Source organism: Streptomyces sp. NPDC028331, assembly GCF_055565775.1.
The window spans coordinates 1-16,498 of the sequence record NZ_JBVHTR010000018.1; the positions used below are offsets into that span (position 1 = coordinate 1).

Sequence of the window (16,498 nt, forward strand, 5' to 3'; positions counted from 1 at the left end):
CCGCGTACTGGATGTACTCGGGTGATGCGACAACGCGGCGAGGTGCCGTGCCGGGCGTCGCGAGCCGGTGAACCTTTCCGGTCACAGCACTAGCCCCCTCACAAGGAAGACGCCTCACAAGGAGGACGCCGGGCCCGGGCGGCACCCGGACCCGGCGTCCCCCCGCCACGGCTCAACGGCCCGCGATGACCTCCGCCGCCGCCCGGCCGCACACCCGCGCCGCCCCGTGGGTGGCGATGTGCAGGGCGCCGCGGGGAGCGGCCTGGGGGACGCCCATCTCGACCACGATGGTGTCGGGGCGCTGCGCGAGGAGGATGTCCAGGGCGGAAGCCATCCAGGGGTGGCGGTGTTCGTCGCGGACCACCGCCACGATCCGCCGCGGTCCGGCGGCCGCCAGCGCCGCGCGGCCTGCCGCCTCCCCGGCGAAGCTCCCGGTCTCCGTGCCGGGAAGCAGGCGGAGCAGTTCGGCGGCCACGCCCCACGGGGTCTCGTCGCCCACCGCGATGTTGGCGACGGGGGTGAGGGCTGCCACGTAGGGCGGCTCGGTGAGCGGGGTGAAGCCCTCCGCGCCGGTCACCGTCAGCGCGCGGCGGGCGGCGAGCAGACCGATGTCGGCGAGGGGGGGCCGGTGTGCGCGGGCGCCGTCCGCCGCGGCCGACGCCGTCCACCGGGCCAGCGCCCGTACGCGCTGCGCCGCCTCGGCGAGCCGTTCCTCGGCCAGCTCACCCGAGCGGACGGCCGCCACCAGGGCGTCCCGCAGACGTCGTACGGTCTCGTCGTCCGCGAGGCCGCCGCCCACGCAGATGGCATCCGCGCCGGCCGCGATGGCGAGGACGCTGCCGCGCTCGATGCCGTACGTCCCGGCGATCGCCCGCATCTCCATGCCGTCGGTGACGATCAGGCCGTCGTAGGCGAGTTCGCTGCGCAGCAGGTCGGTCAGGATGCGCGAGGACAACGTTGCCGGGCGGTCCGGGTCGAGGGCCGGGACGAGGATGTGCGCGCTCATCACCGCGCGGGTGCCGGCGGCGATCGCCGCGCGGAACGGGGTGAGGTCGCGGTCCTGGAGCACGGCGGGCTCCGCGTCGATGCGCGGGAGGGCGTGGTGGGAGTCGACCTCGGTGTCGCCGTGCCCGGGGAAGTGCTTGGTGCAGGCGGCGATGCCGGCGGACTGCAGGCCGGTGACGTAGGCGGCGGTGTGACGGGCCACCAGGCCGGTGTCGGCGCCGAAGGACCGTACGCCGATCACAGGGTTGGCGGGGTTGGAGTTCACGTCGGCCGAGGGCGCCCAGTTGAAGTTGACCCCGCACTCGGCGAGCCGGCGGCCGAGTGCGTACGCCACCTCGCGGGTCAGGTCGGTGTCGTCCACCGCGCCCAGGGCGTGGTTGCCCGGGAACGAGGAGCCGGTCCGCACCTCCAGGCGGGTGACGTCCCCTCCCTCCTCGTCGATGGCCACGAGCACGTCGTCGCGCTCGGCGCGCAACTGGGCGGTCAGGGCGCCGAGTTGCTCCGGCGAGGTGATGTTCCGGCCGAACAGGCCCACGGACGCCAGGCCCTCGCCGAGGCGGCGCAGCAGCCAGTCGGGGGCGGTGGTGCCGGTGAATCCGGGCTGCAGGACCGTCAGCGCGTCTCGGGTGAGGGTGTCGGTACCGCTGGCGAATGTCGTCATCGGGGGCGTTATCCCTTCACGGCGCCCGCGGTGAGGCCCGCGGCCATCTTGCGCTGGACGAGGAGGAAGAGCGCGACGATCGGCACGGCCATCATCGTGGAACCGGCCATCATCGGGGCGTACTCGGTGCCGTGCTGGGTGGTGAAGTTGCCGAGCCAGACGGTCGCGGTCTGGTTCTGCTGGCTCATCAGCATCAGGGCGTACAGGTACTCGTTCCACGCCTGGATGAAGCCGTACACCGAGGTGGCGACCAGGCCCGGGGCGAGCAGCGGGAAGACCACGCGCAGGAAGGCGCCCGTGCGCGAGCAGCCGTCCACCATGGCGGCCTCCTCCAGTTCGCGCGGGATGTTGACGATGAAGCCGCGCAGCGTCCACACCGTGAACGGGAGGATGAAGGTCAGGTAGGTGATGATCAGGCCGGACAGTTTGTCGTACTGGCCGAGGTCGTTGAGCAGCAGGAAGACCGGGATGATCATGGCGACGATCGGGATCATCTGGACCGCCAGGATGCCCACGATCACGATCTTCCGGCCGCGGAAGGCGAACCGGGAGATGGCGAGCGCGGCCAGCATGCCGACCACGATGCCGATCGCGACCACCGACAGCGACACCACCAGGCTGCGGCCGACCGGTCCCCAGAAGTCGGCGATGGCCAGCGCCCGGCGGAAGTTGTCCAGGGTGAGGCCCGTGGGCAGCAGGCTCGGGTTCGGGTCGATGGCGTCCTTCGCCGGTTTGACCGCCGTGTCGATCATCCAGTAGACGGGGAAGCCCGCGGTGAGGAAGACGAGCAGGCCGAGGAGGTTCCAGCCGAGCCGGGACCTGGTCCGGCGGCGCGTCGGGGCGCGCCCGGTGGGCGTCGTCGCGCTCATGACGCTCATTCGACTTCTCCGATCTTCAGCATCTGGCGCATGTAGACGGCGACGACACCGAGCAGCAACAGCACGGTGATGAGGGCGATCGCGGAGCCCTGGCCGTAGTCGTTGACCACGAACGCCCGGTCGTACGAGTACGTGGTGAGCAGTTGGAACTCGGCTTCGGGGTGGCCGCCGCGCATCACGAAGACCTGCGGGAAGACGCCCATGTCCCAGATGACGGAGAGGGTCGTGAGCATCACGATGATCGGCTTCAGGATCGGAAGGGTGACGTGGCGGAAGACGCCCCGGGAGCCCGCGCCGTCGAGCCGGGCCGCCTCCTCCAGCTCCTTCGGTACCTGCGTGAGGCCTGCGCCGAGCGTGATGACGACGAACGGGACGGCGCCCCACACCACGAGGAGCATGATCACGGCCAGGCCCTGCGGTCCGCTGGCGAACCAGTTGTGGCCGACCAGATGGACGCCTGGCAGCTTGCTGAGCAGGGCGTTGAGGATGCCGTAGTCCGAGTCGAAGAGCCATTTGAAGACGGTGGTGGCGACGATGACGGGCATGCCCCAGCTCGCCACCAGCACGATGTTGATCATGGTCTTCATCCAGCCGGAGACCCGCTGGAGCAGCAGCGCGATCAGCATGCCGAGGACCATGGTGAAGATGACCGAGCCGGCCGCGAAGACGATCGTGCGCACGACGACCGCCCAGAACTCGCCGTCCCCGAGCACATTGCCGAAGTTCGCGAAGCCGACCGACTCGGCCGGCTGGAAACCCCAGAGCTGGGACTGGCCGAACTTCTGGAAGGACAGGGTCACCAGGCGGACCAGCGGATAGCCCATCACCACGGCGAGGACCAGCAGACAGGGGGCGAGCAGCGCCCAGGGGACGGCGGCACCGCCCGGCGCCCGCCCTCTGCGTGGCCGTGTGGGCAGGGCACCCGGTGGTGGCGGCGCCGGCCGCTGCGGCGGCACCTTGGCAGGGGTGGTCGTGTCTGCGGCACTCATCGCGCGCTCCTCAGCGGTCCCTGGAGGTCGTACTAAGACGAAACCCCGCACGGTCGCAGGAGGACGGCAGCCCCGCCCCCACGGCCGTACGAGACGCAGGGCCCCTCCCCGAACACCCCCCGGGGTTCCACGGGGCCCTGCCGTCGGCTCACTTGGTGTTGATGACCTTGTCGATCGCGGCGTCCGCGTCCTTCGCGGCGGCCTCGACCGACTTCTTGCCGGTGCCGATGTCCTGCAGCATCGTCTGCAGGACCTGCGCCTTCTCGACCTGGCCCCAGCCCGGCGCCATCGGGACGAACCAGTTGGACTCGGCCGCGATGGCCGGGACCGCCGTCGCCGGGTCGCTCTTCAGGGTGGCGAGGTCGGCCTTGTTGTTGGGCAGGTTGCCCTTGGCGATGAGGCCCTTCTGGCCCTGCGATCCGGTGAACGCGTTGATCCACTCGGCGGCCAGCGCCGGCGCCTTGGACTTCACCGGGATCGCGAGGTCCGAACCGCCGAGGAAGACCGGCATGTTCTTGCCGGACGGGCCGGGCATGACGAAGTTCTGGAGGTTGTCCTTGAGCTTGCCGGTCTTGTCGTTCTTGGGGTCGGCGGCCGTCGCGCCTTCCCAGGCGGCGGCGAAGATCATGGCGGACTTGCCCTGGCCGTAGACGATGTACCGGTCGGACTCGTCCTTGGTCTTGTCGCCGTGCATGTACTTGTCGATGACCGTCTTGAACTCGTTGAGGCCCTTGAGGGACTCGGGCGAGGAGAGGTTGGCCTTCCACTGGCCGCCCTCCTGCTTGGCGATGGAGCCGCCGGCGTCGTAGACGAAGGACATGGCCGCGTACCAGTCGCGCGTGGGCTGGTACCAGGCGCTGAACCCGCTGCCCTCCTTCTTCTGGATCTTGTCCAGGTCGGCGGTCAGCTCCTGGTACGTCTTCGGGGGCGTCTTGACGCCGACCGAAGCGGCGATGTCCTTGCGCCAGTTGGCGACGCGGCCGCCGGCGTAGTACGGGACTCCGTACGTCTTGCCGTCGTACGTCACGGAGGCCTTCAGGCCGTCCAGCCACTGGGCGGAGTTGTCGAACTTCGCCGGGTCCACGGGGGCGAAGGCGCCCTTGACCATGTAGCCGAGCATCTCGGTGTTGCCCATCTCGACCACGTCGGGTGCCTTGTCGGTGGCGAGGACGGCGTCGAGCTTGGTGTTCTTGTCGGGCCAGCCGTAGTACTCGTGCTTGATCTTCAGGCCCGGGTGCTTCTTCAGCACCGCGTCGTCGGCGGCCTTCACCAGCGCCGGCCAGTTGTTCTGGGCGTCGACCGTCAGCCAGACGGTGAGCTCCTTGGCGTCCGCCCCCGAACTCGACCCGGAGTTGCCGCCCCCGCACGCCGCGACGGAGACCATCATGCCCGCGATACCGATCGCGACTGTCAGTTTGCGCTTCACGCCATCCTCCTCAGGGATGCCACAAACCCCCCTTGTCCCCGCGGCGTGACGACGCGCACCGCCCGTGGGGCCGGGACCTGGACCAATGGTGTAGACCAGTACGGGGAGCTTGGCTCAGACCAATAGGCCCGTCAAGGGCGTTCGGGCCGCTCAGAGCGTTCGTTATGCGACCTACATATGAAAGGACCTTTAAGTAATAACCCAGCAAAACGGGCACCCGGATGGAGGCGGCCGCGACTGGACCACTTCGACAGGGTGGACTAGACCAGAGGGGGTGCCGACGGTATACAGAGGGGATCCCCGTCCGTGGAACGGGGATCACGGAGCGTGGGGCTCTGCTCCCCATGCAGCCGTGCCACGATGTGAGCCGTGGCCGACGGACCGTCGGTCGCTTCGGCATCCGGAGCCGGGAAGGCAGAGCATGAGCACCGACGTCAGCAGTGCGGAGAGCGAGGGCGGGGCGACCGTCCGCACCGCGCGCGTGCCCAAGTACTACCGTCTGAAGAAGCATCTGCTCGACATGACGGAGACGCTGCCGCCGGGGACACCGGTGCCGCCCGAACGCACGCTGGCCGCGGAGTTCGACACCTCCCGCACGACGGTGCGCCAGGCGCTGCAGGAACTGGTCGTCGAGGGGCGGCTCGAGCGCATCCAGGGCAAGGGCACGTTCGTCGCCAAGCCGAAGGTGTCCCAGGCGCTGCAACTGACCTCTTACACGGAGGACATGCGCGCGCAGGGCCTCGAACCGACCTCGCAGCTGCTGGACATCGGCTACGTCACGGCCGACGACACGCTCGCCGGGCTGCTCGACATCTCCGCCGGCGGCCGCGTGCTGCGCATCGAGCGGCTGCGGCTGGCGAGCGGCGAGCCGATGGCGATCGAGACGACGCACCTGTCCGCCAAGCGCTTTCCGGCGCTGCGCCGGTCGCTGGTGAAGTACACCTCCCTCTACACGGCGCTCGCGGAGGTGTACGACGTCCATCTCGCGGAGGCCGAGGAGACCATCGAGACCTCGCTGGCCACCCCGCGCGAGGCGGGTCTGCTCGGCACGGACGTGGGCCTGCCGATGCTGATGCTCTCCCGCCACTCACTGGATCGCGAGGGCAAGCCGGTGGAGTGGGTGCGGTCCGTCTACCGCGGGGACCGCTACAAGTTCGTGGCCCGGCTGAAGCGGCCCGCGGAGTGAACCCGTAGCGCTGTGCGGGCCTGCTCAGGACCGATATTCGGACGAGGGCTTCCGCTTTCCTGACGAGGTCACCTACATTGCCTGCGCATTACACAGGCACACAGGTGACCAGTGAGGGGACGGAGCCGCATGTCCGATCAGCCAGATGCAGCCAGAGCGGCGGTGGTGACGCCGGTACGCGTCGTCATCGCCCTCTGCCTCGTAGCACCCTTCGTCGCGATGCTGTGGGTCGGCTCGTACGCCAAGACGGACCCGACGTTCATCGGCATCCCGTTCTTCTACTGGTACCAGATGCTGTGGGTGCTCATCTCCACGGCGCTGACGATGTTCGCGTACAAGCTGTGGCAGCGTGACCAGCGCTCCCGCGCGGGCCAGAAGGGGGGTGCGTCGCAGTGAAGGACGGCGTGAACGGCGTCGCGCTCGGCGTCTTCATCTTCTTCTTCCTGGCCGTCACCGTCATGGGCTTCCTGGCGGCGCGCTGGCGCAGGGCCGAGAACGAGCACAGTCTCGACGAATGGGGGCTCGGCGGCCGGTCCTTCGGCACCTGGATCACCTGGTTCCTGCTGGGCGGAGACCTGTACACGGCCTACACGTTCGTGGCCGTGCCGGCGGCGATCTACGCGGCGGGCGCCTCGGGCTTCTTCGCGGTGCCCTACACCATCCTCGTGTACCCGCTGATCTTCACCTTCCTGCCGCGCCTGTGGTCCGTCTCGCACCGGCACGGGTACGTCACCACCTCGGACTTCGTGCGCGGCCGGTTCGGTTCGAAGGGCCTTTCGCTGGCGGTGGCGCTCACCGGCATCCTGGCGACGATGCCGTACATCGCGCTGCAACTGGTGGGCATCCAGGCCGTGCTTGACGTGATGGGCGTGGGCGGCGGCGAGAACACCAACTGGTTCGTGAAGGACCTGCCGCTGCTGATCGCCTTCGGTGTCCTGGCCGCGTACACGTACTCGTCGGGGCTGAGGGCGCCCGCGCTGATCGCGTTCGTGAAGGACGCGCTGATCTACATCGTCATCGCGGTCGCGATCATCTACATCCCGATCAAGCTGGGCGGCTTCGACGACGTCTTCGCGAAGGCGGGTCACGCGTTCGCGCAGGTCAACCCGGTGACCGGCAAGCCGCGCGGCGCGCTGGCTCCGGCCGAGGCGACCCAGTGGACGTACGGGACGCTGGCACTCGGATCGGCGCTCGCGCTGTTCATGTACCCGCACTCGATCACCGCGACGCTGTCCTCACGCAGCCGTGAGGTGATCCGCCGCAACACCACGATCCTGCCGCTGTACTCGCTGATGCTGGGCCTGCTGGCGCTGCTCGGCTTCATGGCGATCGCCGCGGGCGTGAAGGTGAAGAACGGGCAGCTGGCGATTCCGCAGCTGTTCGAGGACATGTTCCCGGACTGGTTCACGGGCGTGGCCTTCGCGGCGATCGGCATCGGCGCTCTGGTGCCCGCGGCGATCATGTCGATCGCCGCCGCGAACCTCTTCACGCGCAACATCTACAAGGACTTCATCAAGCCGAACGCCACGGCCAAGGAGGAGACCCGGGTCTCCAAGATCGTGTCGCTGCTGGTGAAGGTGGGCGCGCTCGTCTTCGTCCTGACGATGGACAAGACCGTCGCCATCAACTTCCAGCTGCTGGGCGGCATCTGGATCCTGCAGACCTTCCCCGCTCTGGTCGGCGGCCTGTTCACGCGCTGGTTCCACCGCTGGGCGCTGCTGGCGGGCTGGGCGGTGGGCATGGTCTACGGCACGGTCGCCGCATACGACGTCGCTTCCCCGACCAACCCGGCCCAGAAGCACTTCGGCGGGTCCAACGCGATGATCCCGGGCATCGGCGAGATGGGCTACATCGGCCTCACGGCCTTCGTCCTGAACGTGGCGGTGGCGGTGGTCCTGACCTTCGCCCTGAGGGCGTTCAAGGCCCCCGAGGGCATCGACGAGACGAAGCCGGAGGACTACACGGCGGACGCGGGCGACCCGGGGGTGCAGGTGGAGCTGCCGCCGGCCACGGCGGGCGCCTCGCACTGAGTCCACGTCGCACGCGGGTCAGCGGGCCGTCGGAGGAAATCCGGCGGCCCGTTGTCGTACCCGTCCGGCACACTCGGCCCATGGACTTCACCATCCGGCGGGCGGCCCGGGACGAGTACGACACGCTCGGCGAGATCACCGCCCGGGCCTACCTCCGGGACGGCCTGCTCGACTTCGGCGAGAGCGACGCCTACCTCGGCGAACTGAAGGACGTGGCACGGCGGGCGGCCGCGGCAGAGGTACTGGTGGCGGTGGCGGACGGGAGTGTGCTCGGCGGCGTCACCTTCGTACCGGCCGGCGGCCCCATGGCCGACATCGCCGGACCGGGGGAGGCCGAGATACGGATGCTCGCGGTGGCGCACGCCGCGCGCGGCCGGGGCGTCGGGGAGGCCCTCGTCCGGGCCTGCGTCGACCGCGCGCGGGCCACGGACGGCTGTGTACGGATCGTCCTGTCGACCCAGTCCACCATGCGCACCGCCCACCGCATCTACAAACGTCTGGGCTTCGTCCGTACACCCGAGCGGGACTGGAATCCTCTCCCCGATCTCGACGACATCACTCTGCTCACCTACGAGTTGGCACTCTGACAACGCTGCGACACAACATCTGGGGGTGGCGCCGCGACCCGGCACAAGATGTATGCTCATGCTCGCTGTCGCCGCAGGGGAATCCGGTGCGAATCCGGAACTGTCCCGCAACGGTGTACTCGTACACGTATGCCCGCATACCGTCGTACGAGCGTCAGTCCGAGGACCTGCCGACAGTGCGCCCGGCCGTCCGGTCCGGGTGCCTGACGTCCGGGCCTCGTGGAATGGGCCGGTGGACGCGACGCCGCGTGCGCTCGTGAGCTGCCCCCTGCCCTCCACCGGGCCCCCTGCCGAGCGAGGGAGAGCCCCACGTGACCATCGCGCCAGCCGATCCGGCTTCAGCCGCGGGCGTAGAAACCGACGGTCCCGGTGCCGCGCTGCTGCGGACCCTGACCGAGCTCACCGCCGACCTCCCCGACGCCGACCCCGGCCGGGTGGCCGCCGCCGCGCTGCGCGGCCGGTCCGCCCGCGCCGACGAGGCCGAGCTGCGCGAGCTGGCCACGGAGGCGGCCGCCGGCCTCATCTCCGAGGACCCCGCCTACTCGAAGCTGGCCGCCCGCCTGCTGACCATCGGCATCCGCGCCGAGGCCGCCTCCCAGGGCGTCACGTCGTTCACCGGGTCCATCGCCGTCGGCCACCGGGAAGGGCTCATCGCGGACCGCACCGCCGCGTTCGTACGCCTGCACGCCGACCGTCTCGACGCCCTCGTCGACGGGGACGCCGACGACCGCTTCGGCTACTTCGGCCTGCGCACCCTGCACAGCCGCTACCTCCTGCGGCACCCGATCACCCGCAAGGTCATCGAGACGCCCCAGCACTTCATGCTCCGCGTCGCCTCCGGCCTCGCCGAGGACGACAGCCCCCGGTCCGTGGACGAAGTCGCCGCGCTGTACGGGCTCATGAGCCGCCTCGACTACCTCCCCTCCTCCCCCACCCTCTTCAACTCCGGTACCCGGCACCCCCAGATGTCGTCCTGCTACCTCCTCGACTCCCCGAAGGACGAGCTGGACTCCCTCTACGAGCGCTACCACCAGGTCGCCCGCCTCTCCAAGCACGCCGGCGGGATCGGCATCGCCTTCTCCCGCATCCGCTCCCGCGGCTCCCTGATCCGCGGCACCAACGGACACTCCAACGGGATCGTGCCGTTCCTGAAGACCCTCGACGCCTCGGTCGCCGCCGTGAACCAGGGCGGCCGGCGCAAGGGTGCCGCCGCCGTCTACCTGGAGACCTGGCACTCGGACATCGAGGAGTTCCTGGAGCTGCGGGACAACACCGGCGAGGACGCCCGCCGCACCCACAACCTGAACCTGGCCCACTGGATCCCGGACGAGTTCATGCGCCGGGTCGACGCCGACGGGCAGTGGTCGCTGTTCTCCCCCTCGGACGTGCCCGAGCTGGTCGACCTGTGGGGCGAGGAGTTCGACGCCGCCTACCGCAGGGCCGAGGCGGCGGGACTCGCCAGGAAGACGATCCCCGCCCGGGACCTGTACGGCCGCATGATGCGCACCCTCGCGCAGACCGGCAACGGCTGGATGACCTTCAAGGACGCCGCCAACCGCACCGCCAACCAGACGGCCGAGCCGGGCCACGTCATCCACTCCTCCAACCTCTGCACGGAGATCCTGGAGGTCACGGACGACGGGGAGACCGCGGTCTGCAACCTCGGGTCCGTCAACCTCGGCGCGTTCGCGGCCGACGGCGACATGGACTGGGAGCGGCTGGACGCCGCCGTCCGCACCGCCGTCACCTTCCTCGACCGCGTCGTGGACATCAACTTCTACCCGACCGAGCAGGCGGCCCGCTCCAACGCCAAGTGGCGTCCCGTCGGCCTCGGCGTGATGGGCCTGCAGGACGTCTTCTTCAAGCTCCGGCTGCCCTTCGACTCCCCCGGGGCCAAGGCCCTGTCCACGCGGATCGCCGAGCGCATCATGCTCGCCGCGTACGAGGCCTCCGCGGACCTCGCCGAGCGCCCCCAAGCACCTACGACAAGCTCCGGTGCAGGGGGGACCCCCATCGGCCCGTTGCCGGCCTGGGAGAAGACCCGCACGGCCCGCGGTGTGCTGCACCCGGACCACTACGGCGTCGAGTTCACCTGGCCGGAGCGCTGGGCGGCACTGCGGGAGCGGATCGCGTCGGTCGGCATGCGCAACTCGCTGCTGCTGGCCATCGCCCCCACCGCCACCATCGCCTCGATCGCCGGCGCGTACGAGTGCATCGAGCCGCAGGTCTCCAACCTGTTCAAGCGCGAGACACTGTCCGGGGAGTTCCTGCAGGTCAACTCCTACCTGGTGAAGGACCTGAAGGAGCTGGGCGTGTGGGACGCCCGGACCCGTGAGGCGCTGCGCGAATCGAACGGCTCGGTGCAGGACTTCGCCTGGATCCCGGCCGACGTACGGGCGCTGTACCGCACGGCCTGGGAGATCCCGCAGCGCGGCCTGATCGACATGGCCGCCGCGCGCACCCCGTTCCTGGACCAGGCCCAGTCGCTGAACCTGTTCATGGAGACGCCGACCATCGGCAAGCTCTCCTCGATGTACGCGTACGCCTGGAAGCAGGGCCTGAAGACGACGTACTACCTGCGCTCCCGCCCGGCGACCCGTATCGCCCGCGCCGCCCAGGGCCGGGCGCAGGCCCGGAAGACCGTCCCCGTCCAGCAGGTCGCCGACCCCGACGCGGTCGCCTGCTCCCTTGAGAACCCCGAGTCCTGCGAGGCCTGCCAGTAATGACCAGCACCACCCGTAACACCAACCTCCTCGACCCGGGCTTCGAGCTGACCCTGCGCCCCATGCGCTACCCCGACTTCTACGAGCGCTACCGGGACGCCATCAAGAACACCTGGACCGTGGAGGAGGTCGATCTCCACTCGGACGTCGCCGACCTCGCCAAGCTCACCCCGGGCGAGCAGCACCTGATCGGCCGCCTCGTGGCCTTCTTCGCGACGGGCGACTCGATCGTCGCGAACAACCTGGTGCTGACCCTCTACAAACACATCAACTCCCCCGAGGCCCGGCTCTACCTCAGCCGACAGCTCTTCGAGGAGGCCGTCCACGTCCAGTTCTACCTGACGCTCCTGGACACCTACCTTCCGGACCCGGACGACCGGGCGGCGGCCTTCGCGGCCGTGGAGAACATCCCTTCCATCCGCGAGAAGGCCGAGTTCTGCTTCAGGTGGATGGACTCCGTGGAGGAGATCGACCGCCTGGAGACCAGGGCCGACCGCCGGCGCTTCCTGCTCAACCTGATCTGCTTCGCCGCCTGCATCGAGGGACTGTTCTTCTACGGCGCCTTCGCGTACGTCTACTGGTTCCGCAGCCGGGGCCTGCTGCACGGCCTGGCCACCGGCACCAACTGGGTGTTCCGCGACGAGACGATGCACATGTCGTTCGCCTTCGACGTCGTGGACACCGTCCGCAAGGAGGAGCCGGACCTCTTCGACGACGAGCTCCAGCGGCAGGTCACCGACATGCTGCGGGAGGCCGTCGAGGCCGAGCTGCAGTTCGCCCGCGACCTGTGCGGTGACGGCCTCCCGGGCATGAACACCGACTCGATGCGGCAGTACCTGGAGTGCGTCGCCGACCAACGCCTCGCCCGCCTCGGCTTCGCCCCGGTGTACGGCTCGGAGAACCCCTTCGCCTTCATGGAGCTGCAGGGCGTTCAGGAGCTGACCAACTTCTTCGAGCGGCGTCCCTCGGCGTACCAGGTCGCGGTGGAGGGCACCGTCGACCTGGACGAGGACTTCTGAGCCTGAGCCGCCTCCAACTGGCGGTCGATCCGGCGCTCGTGGAAGTGCCCCACGAGCGCCGGACCAGCCAGGAGGACGAAGAGAGCCAGCACGACCGCGTATTCCATGAGTTCCTTCATACGAGTAAGCATCATGCTCGCTGAACACTCATGACAGTGGCAGGACTGTCGCGCACCCTCGAATTACTGCCACTTCCCGGGCACACTGCGGACATGCTGAAGAACGTGGTCGCCGTCCTCCTCGACGGCGTGCATCCCTTCGAACTCGGCGTCGTCTGCGAGGTGTTCGGCATCGACCGCAGCGACGAGGGACTTCCCGTCTACGACTTCGCCGTCGCCTCCGCGGAGGGGCCCGTGCTCGGCACCCACTGCGGGTTCACCGTGTCCACGCCGTACGGACTGGAGCGGCTGGAGGAGGCCGACCTCATCGCCGTACCGGCCGGGAACGCCTACGCGGCCCGCACCTACCCGCCCGAGCTGCTGGACGCCCTGCGCCGGGCCGCCGAGCGCGGCACCCGGGTGCTCAGCGTGTGTTCCGGTGTCTTCGTGCTGGGCGCGGCGGGGCTGCTCGACGGGCGCCGTTGCGCGGTGCACTGGCGGCACGCGGAGGAGCTGGCCCGGCGGTATCCCCGGGCGGTCGTCGAGCCGGACGTGCTGTACGTGGACGAGGACCCGGTGATCACATCGGCGGGCACGGCCGCCGGAATCGACGCCTGCCTGCACATCGTGCGCAAGGAGCAGGGCCCGGAGGTCGCCAACGGGATCGCCCGGCGCATGGTGGTGCCGCCGCACCGCGACGGCGGCCAGGCCCAGTACATCGAGCGGCCCCTGCCGCGGTCGCGGTGCGACACGGTCGCCGAGGTGCTGGTGTGGATGGAGCGCCACCTCGATCAGGAGGTGACCGTGGAGCAGCTCGCCGCCCGCGCCCACATGTCTCCGCGCACCTTCGCCCGGCGCTTCCAGCAGGAGACCGGAACCACCCCGTACCGATGGCTCCTGCGTCAACGGGTGCTGCTGGCACAGGAGTTGCTGGAGCGCACCGACGAGACGGTGGACGCGATCGCCGACCGCACCGGCTTCGGCACGGCGGCGGCCCTGCGCCACCAGTTCGTGCGTGCCCTGGGCACGACGCCGAACGCGTACCGGCGCACGTTCAGGGGCCCACGGGCCGCCTGAACGTGCGTCCGGTGCGGGTGGTCACCGGGGCAGGGCCCTCAGCAGCAGGCGGCGTGGGCGCAGCGTGATGCCGATGCGGGGCCCGGGCTCGGACCCGGGGGCGTGTTCGAAGCGGTAGGCGGAGGCCATCGCCGCGGTGAGGAGCGTGAGTTCGGCCATCGAGAAGTGGTCGCCCGGGCACTTCCGGTTGCCGACGCCGAAGGGGGTCATCGCGTACTTGGGGACCTCCTTGGCCCGCTCGGGGAGCCAGCGGTCGGGGTCGAACTCGAGGTGCCGCCGGTAGGACCGCGGATCCCGCTGGATCGCGTACGGGCTGTAGACGACGTCGGCCCCGGCCGGAATGCGGTACCCGCCGAGCTCCGTGTCGGCGACCGCCCGACGCGTCAGTATCCATACGGCGGGATGCAAACGCATCGTCTCGAGGATGACGTGCGCGGTGTACGTCAGTTTCCGGACGTCCTCGAATGCGACCGGCCGGTCCCCCACGACGGTTTTCACCTCGTCACGGATCTTGTCGCCCTGAGCCGGACGCTCGGCGAGGACCTTCAGGAGCGACATGATCATGGAGCCGACGGTTTCGCTGCCGGCGGTGATGATGGCGACGACCTGATCGTGGATCTCCTGTTCCCCGATGGCCTCGCCATTATCGTCCTTCGCTTCCAGCAAAGCCGTCAGCAAATCGTCCGGCTTTTGACCGGAGGCCCGGCGGTCGGCCACGATCTCGTCGACCAGGAGATGCAGATCGGCCAATGCCCGGTTGAATTCGCGGTTGGCGGGCAGCGGCAGACGATAAAGCGGGCCCAGGGGCAGGACCATGCGCTGGTACATACCGCTGAACAGGGTGGCGAGGGCGGCGCAGATCCGCTCGGCCCGGGCGTCCATGTAACCGCCGCGCATCAGGCAGCGGGTGGCGACGCGGACGGCGACGCGGAAGGCCTCTGTGGTGACGTCGAGGTCCGCGCCGGAGCGCCAGCGTTCCACGAGCGCGTGGGCCTCCTCGGCCATGATCGGGCCGTAGGCGGGGATGGCCTCGAGCCGGAAGGCGGGCTGGATGGCCCGCCGCTGGCGCCTGTGCAGCGGCCCGTTGCTGGTGGCCACGCCCTGCTTGCCGAGCAGGTCCTCGAGGGACTCCCACAGCGCCCCGCCGATCTGGAAGTCGGTGCTGAGGGCGAGGGCGCCGGCGAGTTCCGGGCTGGAGACCGCGTACAGGGTCTTGGGGCCGAGCCTGAGCCGTACGACGTCGCCGTCGTCGCGCAGCCGGGACAGGAAGCCGAGCGGATCGCGGGCCAGTTTCCAGCCGTGTCCCAGGCCGGGGACGCCGCCCGCGGCGAGCGGCGGAACACGCGACTCCATGGGTGCCCGGGGCCTGACCGATTCCAGGGTCATTTCTCACCTGCCGCTTCGTTGTCGACGTACGGGGGTGTCGACCGGTCGTCCCAGTTGTCGACCCTGTACCGGCCGGACTCGTGATGGAACCAGTACACGGTGCTGAACCAGTTCCTCATGTTCGCGACGATCGCCCTGACCGCGATGCCGAGTTCCTTTCCCCGCACTGTTCCGTCCGTGAGGGTGTCGGCGAACCGAAGTGCCGCCTTTTCGGCGGCGACGAAATCGGTGACGCATTGTTCGATCCGCCGCCGCATTTCTCTGACGGCTTCTTCGAGCGTCAGTCCCTCATGCTGGATGAGACTGATTCCGAGGTTGTGGACCTCGTCCCCCGCGATTTCCTTGGGGAGCGAACAGAGGTCGTTGTACCAGGCGGCGAATTCCTGGCTCAGCAGCGCCGCCCGCCGGTATGCGGGGTGTTTCCTGACGTGTTCCGGGAGTTCACACTCGGCACTCAGCTCCAGCAGGTCCGTCCAGATCCAGTGTGCGAAGGTGAGCCGGCGGAGTTCGAGGTAGGCGTCCACCGTGGGGACGCGTCCCAGGATGCGGTTGCGGAACTCCCGGTCGTACGCCTCGATCACCGCGTGGAAGTGCCGGGCGAAGCGGGCGTTCCACGTGGGGCCGAGGAACGAGTACAACCGCAGCACGCTGTCCGCGAAACCGGCGACCAGGGGATCCTGGTGGTGCAGATGGTCCCCGGGGGAGTCCAGTGCCGCGTGCAGCCCGGACCTCAGCCTGCCCCAGGCGGCGGAGCGGCGGTGCACGACGTCCCGGTCGTGGCGGTCGTCCCAGACGAAGAACCAGGCGCTGTAGTCGGCGATGGCCTGCAGGACCTCGTCCGGGGCGCCGAGGTAGTAGCCCGCCATGAGGTCGGTGTAGCACAGTCCGTCGGCATATTCCTCGACCTTGTCCGCCGGCATGAGCCGCTTTTCCAGCAGCCAGGAACGTGTCTTCTCCTGCAGGCGGGGCCAATACGGGTGCAGTCGACGGGGAAACGCGGCCTCGACCACCGGCAGTCGGAGCGCCGGTGGAACCGCGACCGCGGTCGCCGTCGGTGAAGTGCTGTGTGGGAAAGCTGGCACGAACAAACCCCTCTCAGCGGCCGGTTGACGCCGCGCCCCCTCCGTCGTGCCGGGCGCACCGCCGTCGCGTTGTCCCGCGCATTCCATTCAGCACCACAACTGACCGACATGGGAACGGATTTGCTCTACCCATCCCGTACAGTGCCGAGATTCTCCCCTTCCATGACTGATTCCGGATCAGTTCATGCGTACAAGGGATCGAATGTGCGACGCACACATGAACGCGTCACCTACGTGAACGGCGCCGGGGGGGGGGGGGGGGGGGGGGGGGGGGGGAGGGGGGGGGGGGGGGGGGGGGAGGGGCGGTTGTTTGTCCCCCCCGAGGGGCGGGGGCGTGTTTTCTTTCCCCTT

Annotated in this window: 13 protein-coding genes and 1 riboswitch; of the genes, 7 read left to right on the forward strand and 6 right to left on the reverse strand. The window is 69.4% G+C overall.

All coding sequences use genetic code 11. From position 1 onward, the window contains the following. Positions 1-172 precede the first annotated feature (172 nt). The 4 genes from ACZ4SW_RS24850 to ACZ4SW_RS24865 form a co-directional block, all read right to left on the reverse strand. Positions 173-1,666, reverse strand: a complete 1,494-nt coding sequence (locus tag ACZ4SW_RS24850) for a glycoside hydrolase family 3 protein (RefSeq protein ID WP_468249735.1) — start codon at positions 1,664-1,666, stop codon at positions 173-175. Between the two features lie 8 nt (positions 1,667-1,674). Further along, complete coding sequence (locus ACZ4SW_RS24855; RefSeq protein ID WP_468249740.1) at positions 1,675-2,535, reverse strand: carbohydrate ABC transporter permease; 861 nt, start codon at positions 2,533-2,535, stop codon at positions 1,675-1,677. A 5-nt stretch (positions 2,536-2,540) separates the two neighbouring features. After that, positions 2,541-3,533, reverse strand: coding sequence for a carbohydrate ABC transporter permease (locus tag ACZ4SW_RS24860; protein ID WP_468249746.1), 993 nt, complete (start codon positions 3,531-3,533; stop codon positions 2,541-2,543). 148 nt (positions 3,534-3,681) lie between these two features. Further along, the gene (locus ACZ4SW_RS24865) at positions 3,682-4,959 is read right to left on the reverse strand and encodes an extracellular solute-binding protein (RefSeq protein WP_468249751.1); all 1,278 of its coding nucleotides are present in this window, start codon (positions 4,957-4,959) and stop codon (positions 3,682-3,684) included. A 421-nt stretch (positions 4,960-5,380) separates the two neighbouring features. On the opposite strand from ACZ4SW_RS24865, the gene ACZ4SW_RS24870 reads away from it, so the two are divergent. The 7 genes from ACZ4SW_RS24870 (at position 5,381) to ACZ4SW_RS24900 (ending at position 13,679) form a co-directional block, all read left to right on the forward strand. Then, entirely contained in the window at positions 5,381-6,145 is a 765-nt protein-coding gene (locus tag ACZ4SW_RS24870; protein ID WP_468249756.1) for a GntR family transcriptional regulator, read from the forward strand. Positions 6,146-6,274: 129 nt separating this feature from the next. Further along, a complete protein-coding gene (locus ACZ4SW_RS24875) occupies positions 6,275-6,541 on the forward strand; it encodes a DUF3311 domain-containing protein (protein WP_468249762.1) in 267 nt (88 codons plus the stop codon). After that, positions 6,538-8,175, forward strand: a complete 1,638-nt coding sequence (mctP, locus tag ACZ4SW_RS24880; RefSeq protein ID WP_468249767.1) for a monocarboxylate uptake permease MctP — start codon at positions 6,538-6,540, stop codon at positions 8,173-8,175. Before ACZ4SW_RS24875 ends, mctP begins: the two co-directional genes overlap by 4 nt. An 80-nt stretch (positions 8,176-8,255) precedes the next feature. After that, positions 8,256-8,762, forward strand: a complete 507-nt coding sequence (locus ACZ4SW_RS24885) for a GNAT family N-acetyltransferase (protein WP_468249773.1) — start codon at positions 8,256-8,258, stop codon at positions 8,760-8,762. A 52-nt stretch (positions 8,763-8,814) separates the two neighbouring features. After that, positions 8,815-8,951: riboswitch (cobalamin riboswitch) on the forward strand. 122 nt (positions 8,952-9,073) lie between these two features. Then, positions 9,074-11,485: a ribonucleoside-diphosphate reductase subunit alpha gene (locus ACZ4SW_RS24890; protein ID WP_468249778.1), complete on the forward strand. Its 2,412-nt coding sequence runs from the start codon at positions 9,074-9,076 to the stop codon at positions 11,483-11,485. Further along, positions 11,485-12,504 (forward strand): ribonucleotide-diphosphate reductase subunit beta, encoded by a 1,020-nt coding sequence (locus ACZ4SW_RS24895; protein WP_468249783.1) that lies wholly within the window; start codon positions 11,485-11,487, stop codon positions 12,502-12,504. Before ACZ4SW_RS24890 ends, ACZ4SW_RS24895 begins: the two co-directional genes overlap by 1 nt. A 212-nt stretch (positions 12,505-12,716) precedes the next feature. Beyond that, the gene (locus ACZ4SW_RS24900; RefSeq protein WP_468249788.1) at positions 12,717-13,679 is read left to right on the forward strand and encodes a GlxA family transcriptional regulator; all 963 of its coding nucleotides are present in this window, start codon (positions 12,717-12,719) and stop codon (positions 13,677-13,679) included. 21 nt (positions 13,680-13,700) lie between these two features. Here the strand turns inward: ACZ4SW_RS24900 and ACZ4SW_RS24905 are convergent, their stop codons facing one another. Both ACZ4SW_RS24905 and cyc1 read right to left on the reverse strand, forming a co-directional pair. Beyond that, positions 13,701-15,065: a bifunctional albaflavenone monooxygenase/terpene synthase gene (locus ACZ4SW_RS24905; RefSeq protein ID WP_468249794.1), complete on the reverse strand. Its 1,365-nt coding sequence runs from the start codon at positions 15,063-15,065 to the stop codon at positions 13,701-13,703. Continuing rightward, positions 15,062-16,147: an epi-isozizaene synthase gene (gene cyc1 / locus ACZ4SW_RS24910; protein WP_468249800.1), complete on the reverse strand. Its 1,086-nt coding sequence runs from the start codon at positions 16,145-16,147 to the stop codon at positions 15,062-15,064. Before cyc1 ends, ACZ4SW_RS24905 begins: the two co-directional genes overlap by 4 nt. Between the last annotated feature and the right edge of the window lie 351 nt (positions 16,148-16,498).

Excerpts from the sequence above, each read along its gene's own strand:
- ACZ4SW_RS24850 (WP_468249735.1), bottom strand. The coding sequence starts at position 1,666 with ATGACGACATTCGCCAGCGGTACCGACACCCTCACCCGAGACGCGCTG.
- ACZ4SW_RS24855 (WP_468249740.1), bottom strand. The coding sequence starts at position 2,535 with ATGAGCGCGACGACGCCCACCGGGCGCGCCCCGACGCGCCGCCGGACC.
- ACZ4SW_RS24860 (WP_468249746.1), bottom strand. The coding sequence starts at position 3,533 with ATGAGTGCCGCAGACACGACCACCCCTGCCAAGGTGCCGCCGCAGCGG.
- ACZ4SW_RS24870 (WP_468249756.1), top strand. The coding sequence starts at position 5,381 with ATGAGCACCGACGTCAGCAGTGCGGAGAGCGAGGGCGGGGCGACCGTC.
- ACZ4SW_RS24875 (WP_468249762.1), top strand. The coding sequence starts at position 6,275 with ATGTCCGATCAGCCAGATGCAGCCAGAGCGGCGGTGGTGACGCCGGTA.
- ACZ4SW_RS24885 (WP_468249773.1), top strand. The coding sequence starts at position 8,256 with ATGGACTTCACCATCCGGCGGGCGGCCCGGGACGAGTACGACACGCTC.
- ACZ4SW_RS24895 (WP_468249783.1), top strand. The coding sequence starts at position 11,485 with ATGACCAGCACCACCCGTAACACCAACCTCCTCGACCCGGGCTTCGAG.
- ACZ4SW_RS24900 (WP_468249788.1), top strand. The coding sequence starts at position 12,717 with ATGCTGAAGAACGTGGTCGCCGTCCTCCTCGACGGCGTGCATCCCTTC.
- ACZ4SW_RS24905 (WP_468249794.1), bottom strand. The coding sequence starts at position 15,065 with ATGACCCTGGAATCGGTCAGGCCCCGGGCACCCATGGAGTCGCGTGTT.